This is a genomic window from Streptomyces sp. NPDC001100 (assembly GCF_053598575.1).
The window spans coordinates 275,554-293,864 of the sequence record NZ_JBSFKO010000008.1; the positions used below are offsets into that span (position 1 = coordinate 275,554).

The following is an 18,311-nucleotide window of genomic DNA, read 5'->3' on the forward strand; positions in this document are numbered from 1 at the left end:
ACGATCCTGATGACGGAACGGAAGAGGACCCGATGACGATCCGCGTGATGCTCGTCGACGACCAGGTGCTGCTGCGCACCGGTTTCCGGATGGTGCTCGCCGCCCAGCCGGACATGGAGGTCGTCGCGGAGGCGGGCGACGGTGTCGAGGCCCTCCAGGTGCTGGCCGCGACCGCGGTCGACGTGGTGCTGATGGACGTCCGTATGCCGAAGCTGGACGGGGTGGAGACCACCCGCCGAATCTGCCAGGGCGAGAACCCGCCGAAGGTGCTGATCCTGACCACCTTCGACCTCGACGAGTACGCCTTCTCGGGGCTGAAGGCCGGCGCCTCCGGGTTCATGCTCAAGGACGTGCCGCCCGGTGAACTCCTCACCGCGATCCGCTCCGTGCACAGCGGCGACGCGGTGGTGGCGCCCTCGACGACCCGCCGGCTCCTGGACCGCTTCGCCCCGATGCTGCCCTCCGCCGGCAAGGAGCCGCAGCACAAGGAACTGGAGCGGCTCACCGAGCGCGAGCGCGAGGTCATGATCCTGGTCGCTCATGGGCTGTCCAACGGCGAGATCGCGGCCCGTCTGGTGCTGTCCGAGGCGACCGTGAAGACCCACGTCGGCCGCATCCTGACCAAGCTCGGCCTGCGGGACCGGGTGCAGGTGGTCGTCCTGGCCTACGAGACGGGGCTGGTGCGGGCCGGCGGGCACGGCTGAGGCACGGTGGCCGCGCCTACCTGAGGATGCCCTCCAGGAAGTCGCTGCCCAGGCGGGCCACCATCGTGACGTCCAGCTGGTGCAGGACGTAGCGGCCGCGGCGGCGGGTGGTGACCAGGCCGGCCTTCTTCAGGACGCCGAGGTGACGGGATATCTCCGGGGCGGTCATGCCGTGCACCTGGGCCAGCTCGCTGGTGGTGAACGCGGTGCGGGCCAGGCTGCGGCACAGGCGCATACGGACCGGGTGGGACAGGGCGGTCATCCGCAGGGTCAGCTGCTCCAGGGAGGTCGGCGCGGCGAACTTGGGCGACCCCACGGGGTAGTGCACGACGGGCTGCCAGCCGTAGCGGTACAGGACCGTCAGATGCGGCCAGCCCAGGCTGGTGGGGACCAGGAGGAGGCCGCCGTCCCGGGTCGCCGTACGACCGTCGCCGAGCTTGTCGACCGTGATGCGGGTGGCGCTCTCGTCGAGCGTCACCGCGGTGGACATCGACGTCAGTGCCTCCGCGAGGCCCTTGTGCCGCAGGAGGTCCGTCTTGTGGCGGGCGTCGGCCGTGAGCTGGTGCTGCATCCGGGACCAGGTCTCCGCGAAGAACGCCTCGTCGCAGTCCTCCAGGAACTGGCGCAGCCACGCCCTGGTCCGCGGCGGGTCGGCCAGCAGCCGCTCGGTGAACGCCAGTTGACGCGGACCGCGGGTCGCGGCCTGCTCCAGGGCGCGCAGCCTGATCGTGGCGTCCGAGAGCGGGCCGGGCCCGCCGGTGGCGTAGGTGAGCGCGCAGGTGGTGAACTCCAGTGCCGCGTCCACGAACTGCTCGTCCGTCAGCTTGTCCACCAGGTCCAGCTCTTCGGCGAGGGTCGTCCCGGGGAGCGTGCTGCGGCCGGGAATGCCCGCGTACGGCAGGAACAGGTCGGAGAACGTCGACCGCCACAGGAAGTCCGCCTCGCACATCCGGTCCGCCAGATGCGGGTCGAGCCGCGCGGTGACGCCGGCCACCCACCCCTGGAGACCGGGATGGTGCCCCGGCTCCGACATCGCGTGCAGCGCCATGCACAGCTCGCCCAGGGGCGAGGGCGCGAAGACGACCTGCTCCTGCCGCAGCCCCGTGATGTCGATGTGCACGCTCATGCCCCCATCGTGCACCCCACCACTGACAACGCCCCCGTCGATTGACGGCGCCCGTCAATCGACGCGACGGCCGCCGGACGGCGACGTGGCCCCACCTGCCAACGAACGCCAAGACCGTCCCACCAGGTGGACGCCCCTCAGCCCCCGGTCTCCTCCTTCAGCCGGAGCACGAAGTCCGCGACCGCCGCCTTCACGTCCTCGGCCGTCCACTCCAGGGCGGCGGCCCGTACGTAGACCTCCGTCATGGCCAGCCCCGGAGCCTTCGCGTCCCAGGGATTGGAGAAGAGGGCGGTCCTCGTCTCCTCCGTTGTCCGGATCGCGGCCTCGGTGACGGCGTCGCGGTCGTACGGCAGCCAGACCTGGAAGTCGAGTGTGTGCGGCTGCTCGGGGTGGACGCGCATCCACGGCACCCCGGCTGCCGCGAACCCCTCGCGCAGCGCCTCGGCGACCACGCGCGCGTGGGCCACGTACGCGGGCAGCCGGGGCAGCTCCCGGTCCAGGCCCGCGAGCGCGGTCAGCACGGTGGGGAACTGCTGGAAGACCATGCCTCCGTAGCGGTGCCGCCAGGTCCTCGCCTCGTCGATCAGGGTCTTCGGGCCGGCGAGGGCGGCGCCGCCGAGGGCGTCGAGGGACTTGTAGAACGACACGTAGACGCTGTCCGCCAGGCCCGCGATCTCGTCGAGCGGGCGGCCGAAGTGGGCGGTGGACTCCCACAGGCGGGCGCCGTCGAAGTGGACCACCGCGTCGCGCTCGTGCGCGGCGTCCACGACGGCGGAGAGCTCCTCCCAGGAGGGCAGGACGAAACCGGCGTCCCGGAGGGGCAGTTCGAGCATCAGCGTCCCGAAGGGCTCCGGGAAGTCGTGCACCTCGTCGGCGGTCGGCTGCCGGGGCTCGCTCGTCACATGGACTGGGCGCAAGCCGCTGACCTGGGTGAGGGCGTGCCGTTCGTGCACTTCCGGGTGCGACAGCGGGTGCAGGGCGACCGCCGGGTTCCCGGTGCGGCCCGCCCAGCAGCGCAGGGCCACCTGCTGCGCCATCGTGCCCGTGGGGAAGAAGGCCGCGGCCTCCTTGCCGAGCAGTTCGGCGACCCGCTTCTCCAGGGTCTCGACGACCTCGCTGCCGTACATGTCCGACGCCTCGTCCAGGTCGTGCAGTTCGGCCGCCTCCTGCACGAAGGCGAGCCGCTCCCGGAGCGGGCCCAGGAACCCGAGGCGCGCGAGGGACCGCTCGGCGTTCCGGGTCGCGGCGATGCGCCGTTTACGGCGTTCCAGGTTCCGTTCCTCGTCGGTCGCCGGCTCTGCCTCTTGATCACTCTGTTCCGCCGCATCGCTCATGCTCCGGATGATGCCCGGCGCACGTCCGTTCGGGCACCCGGGTTTCCAGCGGCCTTCCCGTCCGCCGCGGGCTGTGTGACAACCCACAGCCTGTGGACAACCGGACCCCCTTCGAACCGATCGCGTTAACATGACGAGAAATCGTCCGGTACCCGGAGCGGACTGGAACGGGAAGGCCGCACTCGCGTGAGTACATTCCAACAGCCAGAGCCCAAGGACCGCCCCGCGCGGCTCGCCGTCGGCGTCGTCGGCGCCGGCAGGGTGGGTCCCGCACTGGCCGCGTCCCTCCAGCTCGCCGGGCACCGCCCGGTGGCCGTCTCCGGGGTCTCCGACGCCTCCAGGCGACGGGCCGCGCTGATGCTCCCCGACGTGCCGGTCCTCACGCCCGCCCAGGTCCTGGAGCGCGCCGACCTGGTGCTGCTCACCGTCCCGGACGACGCGCTGCCCGGGCTCGTCGAGGGCCTCGCCGACACCGGCGCCGTACGTCCCGGGCAGCTCCTCGTGCACACCTCCGGGCGGTACGGCGTGAAGGTCCTGGACCCCGCTCTGCGGGTCGGCGCGCTGCCGCTGGCCCTGCACCCCGCGATGACCTTCACGGGCACTCCTGTGGACGTCCAGCGGCTCGCAGGCTGCTCCTTCGGGGTCACCGCCCCCGAGGAACTGCGGCTGGCGGCCGAGGCCCTGGTGATCGAGATGGGCGGCGAGCCCGAGTGGATCGCCGAGGAGAACCGCCCGCTGTACCACGCGGCCCTCGCGCTGGGCGCCAACCACCTGGTCACCTTGGTCGCCGAGTCCATGGAGCTGCTGCGCACGGCCGGCGTCGAGGCCCCCGACCGCATGCTCGGCCCGCTGCTGGGCGCCGCCCTGGACAATGCACTGCGCTCCGGTGACGCGGCACTGACCGGCCCCGTCGCGCGCGGGGACGCGGGCACCGTCGCCGCGCACGTCACCGAGCTGCGCAAGCACGCCCCGCAGACCGTCGCCGGCTATCTGGCGATGGCCCGCGCGACCGCCGACCGGGCCCTGGCCCACGGGCTGCTCAAGCCGGAACTCGCCGAGGACCTCCTCGGCGTACTCGCCAACGGCACCGAGGGAGATGCCGGATGACCACCACCCTGCTGCACACCGCAGACGAACTGCACGCACGCCCGCGCGCGGGCCGACGCGCAGTCGTCATGACGATGGGCGCCCTGCACGAGGGCCACGCCACCCTGGTCCGCACCGCGCGCGAGCTCGCCGGACCGGACGGCGAGGTCGTGGTCACCGTCTTCGTGAACCCGCTGCAGTTCGGCGAGGGCGAGGACCTCGACCGCTACCCGCGCACCCTGGACGCCGATCTCAAGATCGCCGAACAGGCGGGCGCGGACGTCGTGTTCGCGCCCTCCGTGGACGAGGTCTACCCCGGCGGAGAACCCCAGGTCCGCATCTCGGCGGGCCCCATGGGCGAACGCCTGGAGGGTGCCGCCCGCCCCGGCCACTTCGACGGCATGCTCACCGTCGTCGCCAAGCTGCTGCACCTGACCCGCCCCGACACCGCCCTGTTCGGCCAGAAGGACGCCCAGCAACTCGCCCTGATCCGCCGCATGGTGCGTGACCTGAACTTCGGCACCGAGATCGTCGGCGTGCCGACGGTGCGCGAGGCCGACGGCCTTGCCCTCTCCAGCCGCAACCGCTATCTCTCCCTCCAGGAGCGGCGCACCGCGCTCGCCCTCTCGCAGGCCCTGTTCGCCGGCCGCGACCGGCACGCCGCCCAGGAGGCGCTGCGCGCGCGGGCCCGCGAGGTGCCCGCCACGCACGCGCGTGCCGAGGCGCTCAGCGCCATAGGGGAGTCCCGCGCGGCGGCCGACGCGCACGCCGTCGCCAAGGCCGTCCCCGGCCCCGGCAGCCCGGCGTCCGTCCGCGCCGCCGCCCGCCTGGTCCTCGACGACGCCGCCCGCCTCGACCCGCCGCTCACCCTGGACTACCTCGCCCTGGTCGACCCGTCCGACTTCACCGACGTCGACGAGGACTTCACCGGCGAGGCCGTCCTCGCCGTAGCCGCCCGGGTCGGGACGACCCGGCTGATCGACAACATCCCACTCGCTTTCGGAACCCTCGGAGCCGCCTCGTGACCAGCACAGGCATACGACTGCACGCGCCCGCCCCCGGGTGGTCCATCGACGCGGACGTGGTGGTCGTCGGCTCCGGAGTGGCCGGGCTGACCGCGGCCCTGCGCTGCGAGGCGGCGGGTCTGCGGACGGTCGTCGTCACCAAGGCCCGTCTCGACGACGGTTCCACCCGCTGGGCCCAGGGAGGTATCGCCGCGGCCCTCGGGGAGGGCGACACCCCCGAACAGCACCTGGACGACACCCTGGTGGCGGGCGCGGGCCTGTGCGACGAGGAGGCCGTACGGATCCTCGTCACCGAGGGCCCCGACGCCGTACGGCGGCTCATCGAGACCGGCGCCCACTTCGACGAGTCCTCCGAAGGAGGACTGGAACTGGCCCGCGAGGGCGGCCACCACCGGCGCCGTATCGCGCACGCGGGCGGCGACGCGACCGGCGCGGAGGTCTCCCGGGCGCTCGTCGAGGCCGTGCACGCGCGTGGCCTGCGCACGATCGAGAACGCGCTCGTGCTGGACCTCCTGACGGACGAGGAGGGCCGTACGGCGGGCGTCACCCTGCACGTCATGGGAGAGGGCCAGCACGACGGTGTGGGCGCCGTGCACGCGCCCGCCGTGGTCCTCGCGACCGGCGGCATGGGGCAGGTCTTCTCGGCCACCACCAATCCGTCCGTGTCGACCGGCGACGGAGTCGCGCTCGCACTCCGCGCGGGCGCCGAGGTCTCCGACCTGGAGTTCGTGCAGTTCCACCCGACCGTGCTCTTCCTCGGCGCCGACGCGGAGGGCCAGCAGCCCCTCGTCTCCGAGGCGGTGCGCGGCGAGGGCGCCCACATTGTCGACGCCGACGGCGTGCGCTTCATGGTGGGCCAGCACGAACTGGCCGAGCTCGCGCCCCGGGACATCGTCGCCAAGGGCATCACGCGGCGCATGCTGGAGCAGGACGCCGAGCACATGTTCCTCGACGCCCGGCACTTCGGCGCCGACATGTGGGAGCACCGGTTCCCGACGATCCTCGCCGCCTGCCGCAGCCACGGCATCGACCCGGTCACCGAGCCCGTCCCGGTCGCCCCGGCCGCCCACTACGCCTCCGGCGGCGTCCGCACCGACTCCCGGGGCCGTACGACCGTCCCCGGCCTCTACGCGTGCGGCGAGGTCGCCTGCACCGGAGTGCACGGCGCGAACCGGCTCGCCTCCAACTCCCTCCTCGAAGGCCTCGTCTACGCCGAGCGGATCGTCGCCGACATCACCGCGAGCCAGACCGAAAACGCCCTCCACGCGCGCGTGCCCGAACCGGTCCCGCACCCCCAGAAGCCCGCGCACCCGCTGCTCGCCCCCGAGGCCCGCTTCGCGATCCAGCGGATCATGACCGAGGGCGCGGGCGTCCTGCGCTCCGCCGAATCCCTCGCCAGGGCCGCCGGACAGCTCCAGCAGCTGCACACCGACGCCCGTGACGCGCTCGACGAGAACGGCAAGACCGCCGAGCCCGGCGTCGACACCTGGGAGGCCACCAACCTCCTGTGCGTGGCCCGCGTCCTGGTCACCGCCGCCGCGCGGCGCGAGGAGACCCGGGGCTGCCACTGGCGCGAGGACCACGCCGAGCGCGACGACAGCGCCTGGCGCCGCCACATCGTCGTACGGCTGAATCCCGACCGCACGCTCGCCGTGCACACCACGGACACCGCAGACTTCCCCCCGACCCGGCAGCACCGTCCCCAGGAGCAGTGACAGAAGTGAGCACCCCCGACCTTCCCCTCGCCGACAGCGGCGGCTGCGGCGACGGCTGTGCCTGTGGCGCGGGCGCCGACGCGGAGTACCTGGAGTGCGGCCTGGACCCCGCGCTCGCCGAGCTCCTGGCCGACGCGGGTCTCGACCCCGTGGAGGTCGAGGACATCGCCAATGTCGCCGTCCAGGAGGACCTGGACGGCGGTGTCGACGTGACGACCGTGGCGACCATCCCCGAAGGGGCCGTCGCCACCGCCGACTTCACCGCGCGCGAGGCCGGTGTCGTGGCGGGCCTCAGGGTCGCCGAAGCGGTGATCTCCGTGGTCTGCACCGACGAGTTCGAGGTCGAGCGGCACGCGGAGGACGGCGACCGTGTGGAGGCCGGGCAGAAGCTCCTGTCGGTCACCACGCGCACGCGTGACCTGCTGACCGCCGAGCGCAGCGCGCTCAACCTCCTGTGCCGCCTCTCCGGCATCGCGACCGCCACGCGCGCGTGGGCCGACGCGCTGGAGGGCACGAGGACGAAGGTCCGCGACACCCGCAAGACGACGCCGGGCCTGCGCTCCCTGGAGAAGTACGCGGTCCGCTGCGGCGGCGGCGTCAACCACCGCATGTCGCTGTCGGACGCGGCCCTCGTCAAGGACAACCACGTGGTCGCCGCGGGCGGCGTCGCCCAGGCCTTCAAGGCCGTACGGGAGGCCTTCCCGGAGGTGGCGATCGAGGTCGAGGTCGACACCCTGCACCAGCTCCGCGAGGTCCTGGACGCCGGCGCCGACCTGATCCTCCTGGACAACTTCACGCCCGGCGAGTGCGCCGAGGCCGTCGGCATCGTGCACGGCCGCGCCGCCCTGGAGGCCTCGGGACGGCTCACCCTGGACAACGCCAAGGCGTACGCGGACACCGGGGTGGACTACCTCGCCGTGGGCGCCCTGACCCACTCCGCGCCGATCCTGGACATCGGCCTCGACCTCCGTGAGGCGCAGTAGTCATGCTCCTCACGATCGACGTGGGCAACACGCACACCGTCCTCGGTCTGTTCGACGGCGAGGACATCGTCGAGCACTGGCGGATCTCCACCGACGCGCGCCGCACCGCCGACGAACTCGCCGTCCTCCTCCAGGGCCTCATGGGCATGCACCCGCTCCTCGGGGAGGAGCTGGGCGACGGCATCGACGGCATCGCGATCTGCGCCACCGTGCCGTCCGTCCTGCACGAACTGCGCGAGGTGACCCGCCGCTACTACGGAGACGTGCCCGCCGTCCTCGTCGAGCCGGGCGTCAAGACGGGCGTCCCGATCCTGACCGACAACCCCAAGGAGGTCGGCGCGGACCGCATCATCAACGCGGTCGCCGCGGTCGAGCTCTACGGGGGGCCCGCGATCGTCGTCGACTTCGGCACGGCGACCACGTTCGACGCGGTCTCCGCGCGCGGGGAGTACGTCGGCGGTGTCATCGCCCCCGGTATCGAGATCTCGGTCGAGGCGCTCGGCGTCAAGGGCGCCCAGCTGCGCAAGATCGAGGTGGCCCGGCCGCGCAGCGTGATCGGGAAGAACACCGTCGAGGCGATGCAGTCCGGCATCGTCTACGGCTTCGCCGGCCAGGTCGACGGAGTCGTCACCCGGATGGCCAAGGAGCTGGCCGACGACCCGGAGGACGTGACGGTCATCGCGACCGGAGGCCTCGCCCCGATGGTCCTGGGCGAGGCCTCGGTCATCGACGAGCACGAGCCCTGGCTGACCCTGATCGGCCTCCGCCTGGTCTACGAGCGGAACGTGTCGCGGATGTGAGCCGGTGCCCGGCGCCGGGACGAGACCGCCTGCCGCCGGGCGGCGCTCTCGGTCGGCGTCCCTCGCGCGTGCCCGCGAGGTGCCGCTTCCCGCGCCCGCAGGGGGCAGCCGCGCTCCGGGGGGCGGCTGCCGTGCATGCGACGGAGCCGTAGGTACCGGCTGGCTGTGGTGCGGCTACCGGGTGCGCGGCCGGTCAGCTGCTGCCCCGCCGGTGTCGCTCACGCGCGCGAGGCGTCGCCGACCGCGCCCACGGGGTGCCGTCGCGCCCGGACGGCTGCCGTGCACGCGTCGGAGCATCCGGGTACCAGGCATGGCGCGGCCGCCGGTGCCCGGCCGGGCAGCCGCTGCCCACCGCCGGGCGAAAAGCCCGCGCCACACCCGCCCCCTATGTCGAATTTGTCTGATTAGCGCGTATCGTCGCCGCATGCCCACGCCATACGGATCCCGCGGCGGCATGGCGTTCGGTGCGGAGGAGCTGCGTGTGCTCCGTCGCGCTCTCGCCCTCGCCCTCCAGCCCAGAACCGCCTCCGCCGAGGACGTCAAGGACTGTCTCCGGCTCGCCGAATCCCTCGACGAAGCGGTGCACGAGGGGGTCCGGCTGCGCGCCTTCCTGGTCGCCGACCTCGCCCGGTACCGCGCCGCCCTGCCCGGCACCACCGCGGGCTACCTCACGCTCCTGGAGGAGGCGCTCGGCGCCGGGTACCGCCCGGACGTCGGCGACCTCTCCGCGCTGCGTGCGCTGCGCGGGAACCCGGCCGCCGCAGCCCTCCTCGACCGCTGCCTCACCCTCGCCGAACAGGACGTACGCGCCCGCCTGGCCCGCCGTACGGCCGCCCGCCCCGCCCCGACCGTCCCCGCCTCCCGCACCCGCCTCCTGGCGCTCCCCGGAGGCCGCTCGGGCGGCCTTTCCGCGACCGCCGGGGAACTGGCCGGGGAGGACGCCAAGGAGCCCGTACGCAAGCCCGTGGAGCGTCCGGCGCCCGCACCCGCGCCCGCCGCCCCGAAGCCGTCCCGGCCGATCCCCACCCCGGGCGAGGTCTTCCCCCGGCGCAAACCGGCGCCGCCGCCCGCGAATCCGCCGCAGCAGCTCGCCGCCGGCTGAACCGACCCCGCCCCGTCGGCGCCCGGGCCCGTGGCTACTCTGGAGGGCATGGACTATGTCTCCGCGCTCGTGCCCCCGGTCGTCATGGCCGTGTTCTTCATCGGACTGATCCGGGTCATCGTGAAGACCCAGGGCGGGGCCATGAAGGCCAAGGAGGACGCGGCCGTCGACGCCGCCATCGCGCGCGCGGAGAGCGCCCGCCAGGCCTCCTCGACCACCGAAGCCTGACCCCCGCCTTTTCGGCGGCGCCTTCAAGGGCGTACGACTCCCGCACGCGCGCGCGTGCTTATCCGAGTCGTACGCCCTTTTTGTTCCTTTTCCACTATGGTTCTGAGCTGTGCCTCGCCCATTGGGAGAACTCGAAGACTCGGTCATGACGCGGGTGTGGAAGTGGAACCGCCCGGTGACCGTTCGAGAAGTCCTGGAAGACCTTCAGCAGGAACGGTCGATCGCGTACACCACGGTGATGACCGTTTTGGACAATCTCCATCAGAAGGGCTGGGTGCGTCGCGAGGCGGAAGGCCGGGCGTATCGATATGAGGCCGTCTCCACACGGGCCGCCTACTCCGCCGCCCTGATGAACGACGCCTGGTCCCAGAGCGACAACCCCGCGGCCGCTCTCGTCGCCTTCTTCGGGATGATGAGCGACGAACAGCGTGAGGCCCTGCGCAGCGCCGTACGCATCGTCCAGGGACCGGAAACACCCGAACCCGCGGATGGCGTCGAGAACCCCGGCTCCGCGTCCTCCGGCGGCGGGCGATAGCGTCCGCTCATGTCAGCAGAGCACCCAGAAGTCACCGCGAAAGCCATCACCGTCCGGCGGGCCCGGACCGGGGATGTCCCGGCGGTGCGCCGACTCCTTGACGCCTACGTTCGCGGTCGCATCCTGCTCGACAAAGCGACCGTGACTCTTTACGAGGACATACAGGAGTTCTGGGTCGCCGAACGCGACGACAACGCGGAGGTCGTCGGCTGCGGCGCACTGCACGTCATGTGGGAAGACCTCGCGGAAGTCCGTACTCTCGCCGTGAAGCCCGGGTTGAAGGGCGCCGGTGTAGGTCATCAGTTGCTGGAGAAGTTGCTGCACACGGCCCGTTGGCTAGGCGTTCGTCGCGTTTTCTGTCTCACCTTCGAAGTGGACTTCTTCTCCAAGCACGGCTTCGTGGAGATCGGTGAGACACCCGTTGACACCGATGTCTACGCGGAGCTGTTGCGTTCCTATGACGAGGGCGTGGCGGAGTTCCTGGGTCTCGAACGAGTGAAACCGAACACCTTGGGCAACAGCCGGATGCTTCTGCATCTGTGATCGCTGCGCTCAATTCGGCCCGGACGCCCTGCCCAGGTTCCCTATGTCCGAAACGCGCATCTTTCCGGACCGGGGCGGTCACTCGGTCTCTCCCAGGGGTTTGTGTTTTTCCAGCAAAAGCGGTTTGCTTTCCGACGTACTGCAGTACTGCATATAACAGGGGACGGCGAAACGGCGGACGCCGCAGACCCCAGGCCCGCAAGTTATCGATGAAAGGAAATCCGGTGGCACAGAAGGTTCAGGTCCTTCTTGTCGACGACCTCGACGGCGGCGAGGCGGACGAGACGGTGACGTTCGCGCTGGACGGCAAGACGTACGAGATCGATCTCACCACCGCGAATGCGGACAAGCTCCGTGGTCTTCTCGACGCTTACGTGAAGGGCGGACGCCGTACCGGTGGCCGTGCTTCGGGCGGTCGTGGAAAGGCGCGCGCCGCTACCGGTGGCAGCCAGGACACCGCGCAGATCCGCGCGTGGGCCAAGGAGAACGGCTACGAGGTCAACGACCGCGGCCGTGTTCCCGCGTCCATTCGCGAGGCCTACGAAAAGGCCAACGGCTGAGCGCACGAGCGCCGCAGCCGGACCCGGTGGCACTGTGTGGCCACTGTGTCCACCAGTCGTACGAGATCAGGGGCGTCCCCAACGCCCCCCACGGCCGACAGTGTCGGCAGCGAGGCCTCGACCTCGCGCCCCGTCTCGGGGGGCCGCAGCCATACGGCGGCCCCCTGCACGGGACCCGGGCGATCCGCGGGAAGCGGCTGCCCCTGGTGTCCCTTCGCGGGCCCCGTCCCGGGGACCGGCGGTGCCTCCATGTGCCCGCCCTCGCCGAGCGCCACCAGATCCAGCGCCGGCGCCAGAGCGCCCCACTCCAGCCAGTCCAGCAGCCCCGGCAACTCCTCCGCGCTGCCCGCGGCCACCAGCAGCCGCATCCGGTCGCCCCGTACGGCCACCGGAGAGGTGGGCCCCAGCCGCCACAGCGCCGCGACACCGGCCTCGACCGGCACGTCCAGGACGTCGAACAGCAGCCCCGTGACGAGCCGCAACGGTTCTCCGGGCACCGTCCGCCACCCGAGTTCGTTCTCGTACCAGTGCCGCCGCCGGTCGTCCGGATCGAGCGGGCGACGGGGGGAGGGGACCGTGGTGACCGGGGGAACTGTGCCAACCATGCCAAGTGCAACCGCCGAACCGGCCCGAGAGTTACGCTGGGTGGTCCGGTGATTGCGCAGGGTGCTGGAAAAAGGGGCGTTCGGGGGTGTCGGACCGCGCAAGGTTGTTCGCCCGTAGCGGAGGGAATCGGTGTGCTCGGCATGGAGTGTCAGTCCGTACGGGTAAGACAATCCCTAGTGGGAGGGGGCGACACGCAGAAATTGGCGTCTCACGTTCGCCATCGGCGTACTCATGGTGAGGGTAACTGCCTGGCCTGCGGGAACATCGTCTCGCACCATCAGGTTGGAGCAGATGTCGGCGTTCGGGTTCAGGAGGCAGTGTTGGTTCTCGGTCCGGTGTCGGCAGTTGGAATGAGCGGTCCCCGCTTGCGGGACTAAGCTGCGGAAGGACAGGGAGGGGAGCGTCCCCTTACTGCCTGACCGCTCTGAGGAGCGATTAACGATGTTCGAGAGGTTCACCGACCGCGCGCGGCGGGTTGTCGTCCTGGCTCAGGAAGAAGCCCGGATGCTCAACCACAACTACATCGGCACCGAGCACATCCTCCTGGGTCTCATCCACGAGGGTGAGGGTGTCGCCGCAAAGGCCCTGGAGAGCCTCGGCATTTCGCTTGAGGCGGTCCGCCAGCAGGTTGAGGAGATCATCGGACAGGGCCAGCAGGCGCCGTCCGGTCACATCCCCTTCACTCCCCGTGCCAAGAAGGTCCTGGAGCTGTCGCTCCGCGAGGCCCTTCAGCTGGGCCACAACTACATCGGCACGGAGCACATCCTGCTCGGCCTGATCCGTGAGGGCGAGGGCGTCGCCGCCCAGGTCCTGGTCAAGCTGGGCGCTGATCTCAACCGTGTGCGGCAGCAGGTGATCCAGCTGCTCTCCGGTTACCAGGGCAAGGAGACCGCCACCGCCGGCGGCCCTGCGGAGGGCACCCCCTCGACGTCCCTGGTCCTCGACCAGTTCGGCCGGAACCTCACCCAGGCCGCTCGTGAGTCCAAGCTCGACCCGGTCATCGGGCGCGAGAAGGAGATCGAGCGGGTCATGCAGGTGCTGTCCCGCCGCACCAAGAACAACCCGGTCCTGATCGGTGAGCCCGGCGTCGGCAAGACCGCCGTCGTCGAGGGCCTCGCCCAGGCCATCGTCAAGGGCGAGGTGCCCGAGACCCTCAAGGACAAGCACCTCTACACCCTGGACCTCGGCGCACTGGTCGCCGGCTCCCGCTACCGCGGTGACTTCGAGGAGCGCCTGAAGAAGGTCCTCAAGGAGATCCGCACCCGCGGCGACATCATCCTGTTCATCGACGAGCTGCACACGCTGGTCGGTGCGGGTGCCGCCGAGGGCGCCATCGACGCCGCTTCGATCCTGAAGCCGATGCTGGCCCGCGGTGAGCTCCAGACCATCGGCGCCACCACCCTGGACGAGTACCGCAAGCACCTGGAGAAGGACGCGGCCCTTGAGCGCCGTTTCCAGCCCATCCAGGTCGCGGAGCCGTCCCTGCCGCACACCATCGAGATCCTCAAGGGTCTGCGCGACCGCTACGAGGCCCACCACCGTGTCTCCATCACGGACGAGGCGCTCGTGCAGGCCGCCACGCTGGCTGACCGGTACATCTCGGACCGCTTCCTCCCGGACAAGGCGATCGACCTGATCGACGAGGCCGGCTCCCGGATGCGCATCCGCCGGATGACCGCGCCGCCGGACCTCCGCGAGTTCGACGAGAAGATCGCCGGCGTCCGCCGCGACAAGGAGTCCGCGATCGACTCGCAGGACTTCGAGAAGGCCGCCTCCCTCCGCGACAAGGAGAAGCAGCTCCTGGCCGCCAAGGCCAAGCGGGAGAAGGAGTGGAAGGCCGGCGACATGGACGTCGTCGCCGAGGTCGACGGCGAGCTGATCGCCGAGGTCCTCGCGACCGCCACCGGCATCCCGGTCTTCAAGCTCACGGAGGAGGAGTCCTCGCGTCTGCTGCGCATGGAGGACGAGCTCCACAAGCGGGTCATCGGCCAGAAGGACGCCGTCAAGGCGCTCTCGAAGGCGATCCGTCGTACGCGTGCGGGCCTCAAGGACCCGAAGCGCCCTGGTGGTTCCTTCATCTTCGCCGGCCCGTCCGGCGTCGGTAAGACGGAACTCTCCAAGGCCCTCGCCGAGTTCCTCTTCGGTGACGAGGACGCGCTGATCTCCCTCGACATGTCGGAGTTCAGCGAGAAGCACACGGTCTCGCGGCTCTTCGGTTCGCCCCCCGGATACGTGGGCTACGAAGAGGGCGGCCAGCTGACCGAGAAGGTGCGGCGCAAGCCGTTCTCGGTGGTCCTCTTCGACGAGGTCGAGAAGGCCCACCCGGACATCTTCAACTCGCTGCTGCAGATCCTGGAGGACGGTCGCCTGACCGACTCCCAGGGCCGGGTCGTGGACTTCAAGAACACGGTCATCATCATGACGACCAACCTCGGCACGCGGGACATCTCCAAGGGCTTCAACCTCGGCTTCGCGGCCACGGGTGACACGAAGTCCAACTACGAGCGCATGAAGAACAAGGTCTCGGACGAGCTCAAGCAGCACTTCCGCCCCGAGTTCCTCAACCGCGTGGACGACGTCGTCGTCTTCCCGCAGCTCACCCAGGACGACATCCTCCAGATCGTCGACCTCATGGTCGGCAAGGTGGACGAGCGCCTCAAGGACCGGGACATGGGAATCGAGCTCTCCCAGGCCGCCAAGGAGCTCCTCTCCAAGAAGGGTTACGACCCCGTTCTGGGCGCGCGGCCGCTGCGTCGCACGATCCAGCGCGAGATCGAGGACACTCTCTCGGAGAAGATCCTCTTCGGCGAGCTGCGCCCCGGCCACATCGTGGTCGTCGACACGGAGGGCGAGGGCGAGGCCAAGGCCTTCACCTTCCGGGGTGAGGAGAAGTCGGCACTGCCGGACGTCCCGCCGATCGAGCAGGCGGCCGGTGGAGCCGGTCCGAATCTGAGCAAGGAGGCGTAGGGCTTCAGGGCTTTACGGCTGGAAAAGGGGTCGGTGCCTTTTGGGCACCGGCCCCTTTCGCGTTCTTGGAACAACGACGGCAGCGGCGCTCGAAGACGGTGTCGCGGGTGTCCGGACGTGGACCGCCGTGCGAAGAACTCCAGGATCCCCGGGCAGGCCCATCGCGTCGCCGGGTCGAGGAGGACGCGGGCGTCCGCGGAGAGGCCGTAGACGGCCAACAGCCTGCGGGCCGACGGATCGGCCACGGCGGCCTGTTCGTCGGCAGGGAAGGGGGTTCGCCCGGCGAGTCCACCGCTGTCCGGACCAGGCGTTCCGCGAACCTGCGCACGTCCTTTCTCGCCCCCTGCGCGCTTCCCGCCCCGGAAGGACACCAGGTCCTTGAGCCGGACCGGCTTGTCGACCGGGCCCGCGCCGGGGCCGTCCGGCACGGACAGCCTCCTCATCAGCGGCGCGATCGGGCCGGACGCCGGCTTGCCACCGAGTAGCGCGGGCTCCGTCCGCCGCCTCACCCCTGGTGTCGAGCGAACCGACGGAGCCCGACGGCGGTTACGACAACTGGCCGTCGTAGTCCGGGAGTTTGAAGGTCTTCTCGGCATGGCCGCCGGACAGGTCGGTGGCGCTGTTGCCGATGTTCGCGATGATCGTGTAGCCCTTGGACTCGATGTCGGCGCGCTGGGCGGTCTTGTAGGCGGCGACGTCCTTGAAGAGGTCGAGGAGGCCGCGGACGTAGAGGCCGTCGACGTCGTAGCCGTCGTGTTCGAGGTTGTACTCGGTCGGCAGGTAGATGATGCCGGGGCGGGCCGTGACGAAGAACAGCGAAACACCGTGCTCCTGGGCGTACTTGGCGACCGCGAGCACCGGCTTGTTGGCCGGCTGCGGCCAGCTGAAGCCGAAGTCGGTCTCCAGGGTGGTGTTGTCGATGTCGAAGACGATCGCCTGCTTCTCACCGGGCTTCGTGGCCGCGATGCGCTCCTTCAGGTAGGGCAGGGCCTGGTTCATGACCGTCTGGCAGTCCGTCTGCCAGGTGGCGTAGTCCACCGCGGCGGTCGCGGTGGCCGTGCTCGTCGTCGCGGCCTGCGCGGGGACGGTCGGCGCCGCGAGGGCGATCGCGGTCACGGCGACGGTGGCGGTACGGCGGGCCCAGGGGCGTCGTCTCGTCATCGGGGTGGGGTTCCTCTCACGTCTGTGCGGTGCCGGTGCGGAAGGCATGCTCGCGGGCGCGGGTGGCGTGAGGGGAACCGTAGGGTTACTGGACGGTAGGTGCATAGAGGTCTGCGTCACAAGACGCCGCTTTGTTTCGTGACCTTGGGCCTGACGGGTAAGGCCGCGAGGACGTCCTCCGGTACGGCGGCGGTCTGCGGGGCGCGGGCGATGCCGAATTCGCCCGTCCAGGGTCGTGCCGGTCACATTCCCCGGAGCGGCGATCTTCCCGGCCGGTGACAAGCCGCACAGGTGATTCGGCCCCTACTAGGGCGAGTAGTCGTCAGCCTTGTTCGTGACAAAAAGGACTTTTCGCATGGAACCAGATGGGCGTTTTTGCCATCAGGGGGGCGATTTATGGCTAACGGGTGCTCTGTCAAGGAGGCGGAAGTTTTGCGGTGAAGTACTAGCTTCCGTCGTAGAAGGTCTGTTTGGGGGTGTGTGGGGGCGCGGGTTACCAAGGGACGTGCCATCCGGCGGCCGCTTGTGTGCCGGGTGGTCTTTCTGTCCCCGTCCCCGTGAGGTTCCGATGTTCCAGCGCTCCGCTTCCCGCTCTTCCCGTACGTCTCCGCTCCGCACCCGGGTGGCCGTCCTGGCTGTCGGGCTGGGGGCCGCCGCCGTGCTGGGCACCGGGGTCGCGAGCGCCGCCACCGCGGGCGTGGCGCCGACGACGGTCAGTGCGAAGACCGCCGCCTCCTGGGTCGACCCGGTGAAGAAGTACACGCTCTCCGCGAGCTTCGCGCAGGCCGGCGGCCTGTGGCAGTCCACGCACAGCGGACAGGACTTCGCCGTGGCCAGCGGCACCAACGTCATGGCCGCGCACGGCGGGACCGTCGTCAAGGCCGGCGGCAACGGCGCGGGTGACGGTGCCGCGTACGGCAACGCCATCGTCATCAAGCACGGCAACGGCACCTACTCGCAGTACGCCCACCTCTCGCGCATCGACGTGAAGGTCGGCCAGGTCGTCAGCACCGGCCAGCACATCGCGCTGTCCGGCAACACCGGCAACTCCACCGGCCCCCACCTGCACTTCGAGATCCGTACGACCGCCAACTACGGCTCGGCCGTAGACCCGGTCGCGTTCCTGCGCGGCAAGGGCGTGACCGTCTAGGACCCGTCCTTCGCGGGCCTCGTGCCGCCCGCGTGGGCCTGCGTGATCATGTCGGTGGCGACCTCCAGGACGGCCTTGCGCTTGTCCTCGGGGTCGCCTTCGAGGTCCTGTACGGCGAACATGCCGGCGTGCAGCGTGAAGATCGCGCTGAGCGAGCGGACCTGGTCGACCAGGGAGGCGTCCGGGTCGATGACGATCTCCCGCAGGCCGCGCATGCGGTCCTTGAAGCGCTCGCCGATGCGCAGGTCCCGTACCTGTGCCTGGTTCTCCTGCATGAAGCGGAACAGCGGGGTCGCGCCGTCGAGCGCGTCGGCGTAGCGCCGTACGATCTCCCGCTTGGTCTCCAGGGTGTGCGGCTGGTCGCGGCCCCACTCGATCAGGTCCTCGATCGGCTTCGTGAGGTCCTCGAAGATGCTGACCAGGATCTCTTCCTTGGTCTTGAAGTGGTAGTAGAGCGCCGCCTTCGTGACGTCCAGGTGCTCGGCGATCTCGCGCAGCGAGGTCTTCTCGTAGCCCTGCTCGGCGAAGAGTTCGAGCGCGACGTCCTGGATGCGCTGGCGGGTGTCTCCGCGACGTTGCCGCTTGGTGCCGTCCATGGTGCCGCCCATTCGTCTCATGCCCCAGCAAACTTACTTGACGCCCGGCTAGTTACAGGTCTACTTTCCCTTAGTGTAGTCAACTAGCCG

General features: G+C 70.5%; 18 protein-coding genes. 13 read left to right on the forward strand and 5 right to left on the reverse strand.

The window, feature by feature from the left end:
• Positions 1–32: 32 nt before the first annotated feature.
• The gene (locus tag ACWDEW_RS14730) at positions 33–704 is read left to right on the forward strand and encodes a response regulator (protein ID WP_450512848.1); all 672 of its coding nucleotides are present in this window, start codon (positions 33–35) and stop codon (positions 702–704) included.
• A 16-nt stretch (positions 705–720) separates the two neighbouring features.
• On the opposite strand, the gene ACWDEW_RS14735 is transcribed toward ACWDEW_RS14730, so the two are convergent.
• Positions 721–1,830: a DUF5937 family protein gene (locus ACWDEW_RS14735; protein WP_450512849.1), complete on the reverse strand. Its 1,110-nt coding sequence runs from the start codon at positions 1,828–1,830 to the stop codon at positions 721–723.
• 137 nt (positions 1,831–1,967) lie between these two features.
• On the reverse strand, positions 1,968–3,164 hold the full coding sequence (locus ACWDEW_RS14740; RefSeq protein WP_450512850.1) for a threonine aldolase family protein: 1,197 nt from the start codon (positions 3,162–3,164) through the stop codon (positions 1,968–1,970).
• A gap of 186 nt (positions 3,165–3,350) precedes the next feature.
• Here ACWDEW_RS14740 and ACWDEW_RS14745 point away from each other — a divergent pair, with 186 nt between their 5' ends.
• The 10 genes from ACWDEW_RS14745 (at position 3,351) to ACWDEW_RS14790 (ending at position 11,741) form a co-directional block, all read left to right on the forward strand.
• The gene (locus ACWDEW_RS14745; RefSeq protein WP_450512852.1) at positions 3,351–4,271 is read left to right on the forward strand and encodes a Rossmann-like and DUF2520 domain-containing protein; all 921 of its coding nucleotides are present in this window, start codon (positions 3,351–3,353) and stop codon (positions 4,269–4,271) included.
• The gene (gene panC, locus ACWDEW_RS14750; protein ID WP_450512854.1) at positions 4,268–5,275 is read left to right on the forward strand and encodes a pantoate--beta-alanine ligase; all 1,008 of its coding nucleotides are present in this window, start codon (positions 4,268–4,270) and stop codon (positions 5,273–5,275) included. The genes ACWDEW_RS14745 and panC overlap by 4 nt, the downstream gene beginning before the upstream one ends.
• On the forward strand, positions 5,272–6,990 hold the full coding sequence (locus ACWDEW_RS14755; RefSeq protein ID WP_450512856.1) for an L-aspartate oxidase: 1,719 nt from the start codon (positions 5,272–5,274) through the stop codon (positions 6,988–6,990). The genes panC and ACWDEW_RS14755 overlap by 4 nt, the downstream gene beginning before the upstream one ends.
• A 5-nt stretch (positions 6,991–6,995) precedes the next feature.
• Entirely contained in the window at positions 6,996–7,973 is a 978-nt protein-coding gene (gene nadC, locus ACWDEW_RS14760; RefSeq protein WP_400980182.1) for a carboxylating nicotinate-nucleotide diphosphorylase, read from the forward strand.
• A 2-nt stretch (positions 7,974–7,975) separates the two neighbouring features.
• The gene (locus tag ACWDEW_RS14765) at positions 7,976–8,773 is read left to right on the forward strand and encodes a type III pantothenate kinase (protein ID WP_019075456.1); all 798 of its coding nucleotides are present in this window, start codon (positions 7,976–7,978) and stop codon (positions 8,771–8,773) included.
• Between the two features lie 454 nt (positions 8,774–9,227).
• Complete coding sequence (locus ACWDEW_RS14770) at positions 9,228–9,875, forward strand: hypothetical protein (protein ID WP_450512922.1); 648 nt, start codon at positions 9,228–9,230, stop codon at positions 9,873–9,875.
• A 48-nt stretch (positions 9,876–9,923) separates the two neighbouring features.
• Positions 9,924–10,103, forward strand: a complete 180-nt coding sequence (locus tag ACWDEW_RS14775; protein ID WP_019075458.1) for a hypothetical protein — start codon at positions 9,924–9,926, stop codon at positions 10,101–10,103.
• A gap of 145 nt (positions 10,104–10,248) precedes the next feature.
• Complete coding sequence (locus ACWDEW_RS14780; RefSeq protein WP_450512859.1) at positions 10,249–10,638, forward strand: BlaI/MecI/CopY family transcriptional regulator; 390 nt, start codon at positions 10,249–10,251, stop codon at positions 10,636–10,638.
• A gap of 9 nt (positions 10,639–10,647) precedes the next feature.
• Positions 10,648–11,181 carry an amino-acid N-acetyltransferase gene (locus ACWDEW_RS14785; protein WP_200715432.1) on the forward strand — a complete coding sequence of 178 codons (534 nt, stop codon included), beginning with the start codon at positions 10,648–10,650 and terminating at the stop codon, positions 11,179–11,181.
• A 224-nt stretch (positions 11,182–11,405) separates the two neighbouring features.
• Complete coding sequence (locus ACWDEW_RS14790) at positions 11,406–11,741, forward strand: histone-like nucleoid-structuring protein Lsr2 (RefSeq protein ID WP_019075461.1); 336 nt, start codon at positions 11,406–11,408, stop codon at positions 11,739–11,741.
• On the opposite strand, the gene ACWDEW_RS14795 is transcribed toward ACWDEW_RS14790, so the two are convergent.
• Positions 11,720–12,346, reverse strand: coding sequence for an SCO3374 family protein (locus ACWDEW_RS14795; protein ID WP_450512861.1), 627 nt, complete (start codon positions 12,344–12,346; stop codon positions 11,720–11,722). The two genes, ACWDEW_RS14790 and ACWDEW_RS14795, sit on opposite strands and share 22 nt — an antisense overlap.
• A gap of 442 nt (positions 12,347–12,788) precedes the next feature.
• Here ACWDEW_RS14795 and ACWDEW_RS14800 point away from each other — a divergent pair, with 442 nt between their 5' ends.
• Positions 12,789–15,314: an ATP-dependent Clp protease ATP-binding subunit gene (locus ACWDEW_RS14800; RefSeq protein WP_450512863.1), complete on the forward strand. Its 2,526-nt coding sequence runs from the start codon at positions 12,789–12,791 to the stop codon at positions 15,312–15,314.
• A gap of 546 nt (positions 15,315–15,860) precedes the next feature.
• Here ACWDEW_RS14800 and ACWDEW_RS14805 read toward each other — a convergent pair.
• Positions 15,861–16,475 carry an HAD family acid phosphatase gene (locus ACWDEW_RS14805; protein WP_450512865.1) on the reverse strand — a complete coding sequence of 205 codons (615 nt, stop codon included), beginning with the start codon at positions 16,473–16,475 and terminating at the stop codon, positions 15,861–15,863.
• A gap of 568 nt (positions 16,476–17,043) precedes the next feature.
• Between ACWDEW_RS14805 and ACWDEW_RS14810 the strand changes: the two genes are divergently transcribed.
• Entirely contained in the window at positions 17,044–17,625 is a 582-nt protein-coding gene (locus ACWDEW_RS14810) for a M23 family metallopeptidase (protein WP_450512867.1), read from the forward strand.
• Here ACWDEW_RS14810 and ACWDEW_RS14815 read toward each other — a convergent pair.
• On the reverse strand, positions 17,622–18,233 hold the full coding sequence (locus tag ACWDEW_RS14815; protein ID WP_450512924.1) for a TetR/AcrR family transcriptional regulator: 612 nt from the start codon (positions 18,231–18,233) through the stop codon (positions 17,622–17,624). The two genes, ACWDEW_RS14810 and ACWDEW_RS14815, sit on opposite strands and share 4 nt — an antisense overlap.
• Between the last annotated feature and the right edge of the window lie 78 nt (positions 18,234–18,311).

What these genes read in the sequence shown, in the direction of transcription:
- ACWDEW_RS14800 (WP_450512863.1), top strand. Translation starts at nt 12,789, where the DNA reads ATGTTCGAGAGGTTCACCGACCGCGCGCGGCGGGTTGTCGTCCTGGCT.
- ACWDEW_RS14735 (WP_450512849.1), bottom strand. Translation starts at nt 1,830, where the DNA reads ATGAGCGTGCACATCGACATCACGGGGCTGCGGCAGGAGCAGGTCGTC.
- ACWDEW_RS14805 (WP_450512865.1), bottom strand. Translation starts at nt 16,475, where the DNA reads ATGACGAGACGACGCCCCTGGGCCCGCCGTACCGCCACCGTCGCCGTG.
- ACWDEW_RS14740 (WP_450512850.1), bottom strand. Translation starts at nt 3,164, where the DNA reads ATGAGCGATGCGGCGGAACAGAGTGATCAAGAGGCAGAGCCGGCGACC.
- panC (WP_450512854.1), top strand. Translation starts at nt 4,268, where the DNA reads ATGACCACCACCCTGCTGCACACCGCAGACGAACTGCACGCACGCCCG.
- ACWDEW_RS14775 (WP_019075458.1), top strand. Translation starts at nt 9,924, where the DNA reads ATGGACTATGTCTCCGCGCTCGTGCCCCCGGTCGTCATGGCCGTGTTC.
- ACWDEW_RS14770 (WP_450512922.1), top strand. Translation starts at nt 9,228, where the DNA reads ATGGCGTTCGGTGCGGAGGAGCTGCGTGTGCTCCGTCGCGCTCTCGCC.
- ACWDEW_RS14815 (WP_450512924.1), bottom strand. Translation starts at nt 18,233, where the DNA reads ATGGGCGGCACCATGGACGGCACCAAGCGGCAACGTCGCGGAGACACC.
- ACWDEW_RS14785 (WP_200715432.1), top strand. Translation starts at nt 10,648, where the DNA reads ATGTCAGCAGAGCACCCAGAAGTCACCGCGAAAGCCATCACCGTCCGG.
- ACWDEW_RS14730 (WP_450512848.1), top strand. Translation starts at nt 33, where the DNA reads ATGACGATCCGCGTGATGCTCGTCGACGACCAGGTGCTGCTGCGCACC.
- ACWDEW_RS14795 (WP_450512861.1), bottom strand. Translation starts at nt 12,346, where the DNA reads ATGGTTGGCACAGTTCCCCCGGTCACCACGGTCCCCTCCCCCCGTCGC.
- ACWDEW_RS14765 (WP_019075456.1), top strand. Translation starts at nt 7,976, where the DNA reads ATGCTCCTCACGATCGACGTGGGCAACACGCACACCGTCCTCGGTCTG.
- ACWDEW_RS14780 (WP_450512859.1), top strand. Translation starts at nt 10,249, where the DNA reads ATGACGCGGGTGTGGAAGTGGAACCGCCCGGTGACCGTTCGAGAAGTC.
- ACWDEW_RS14810 (WP_450512867.1), top strand. Translation starts at nt 17,044, where the DNA reads ATGTTCCAGCGCTCCGCTTCCCGCTCTTCCCGTACGTCTCCGCTCCGC.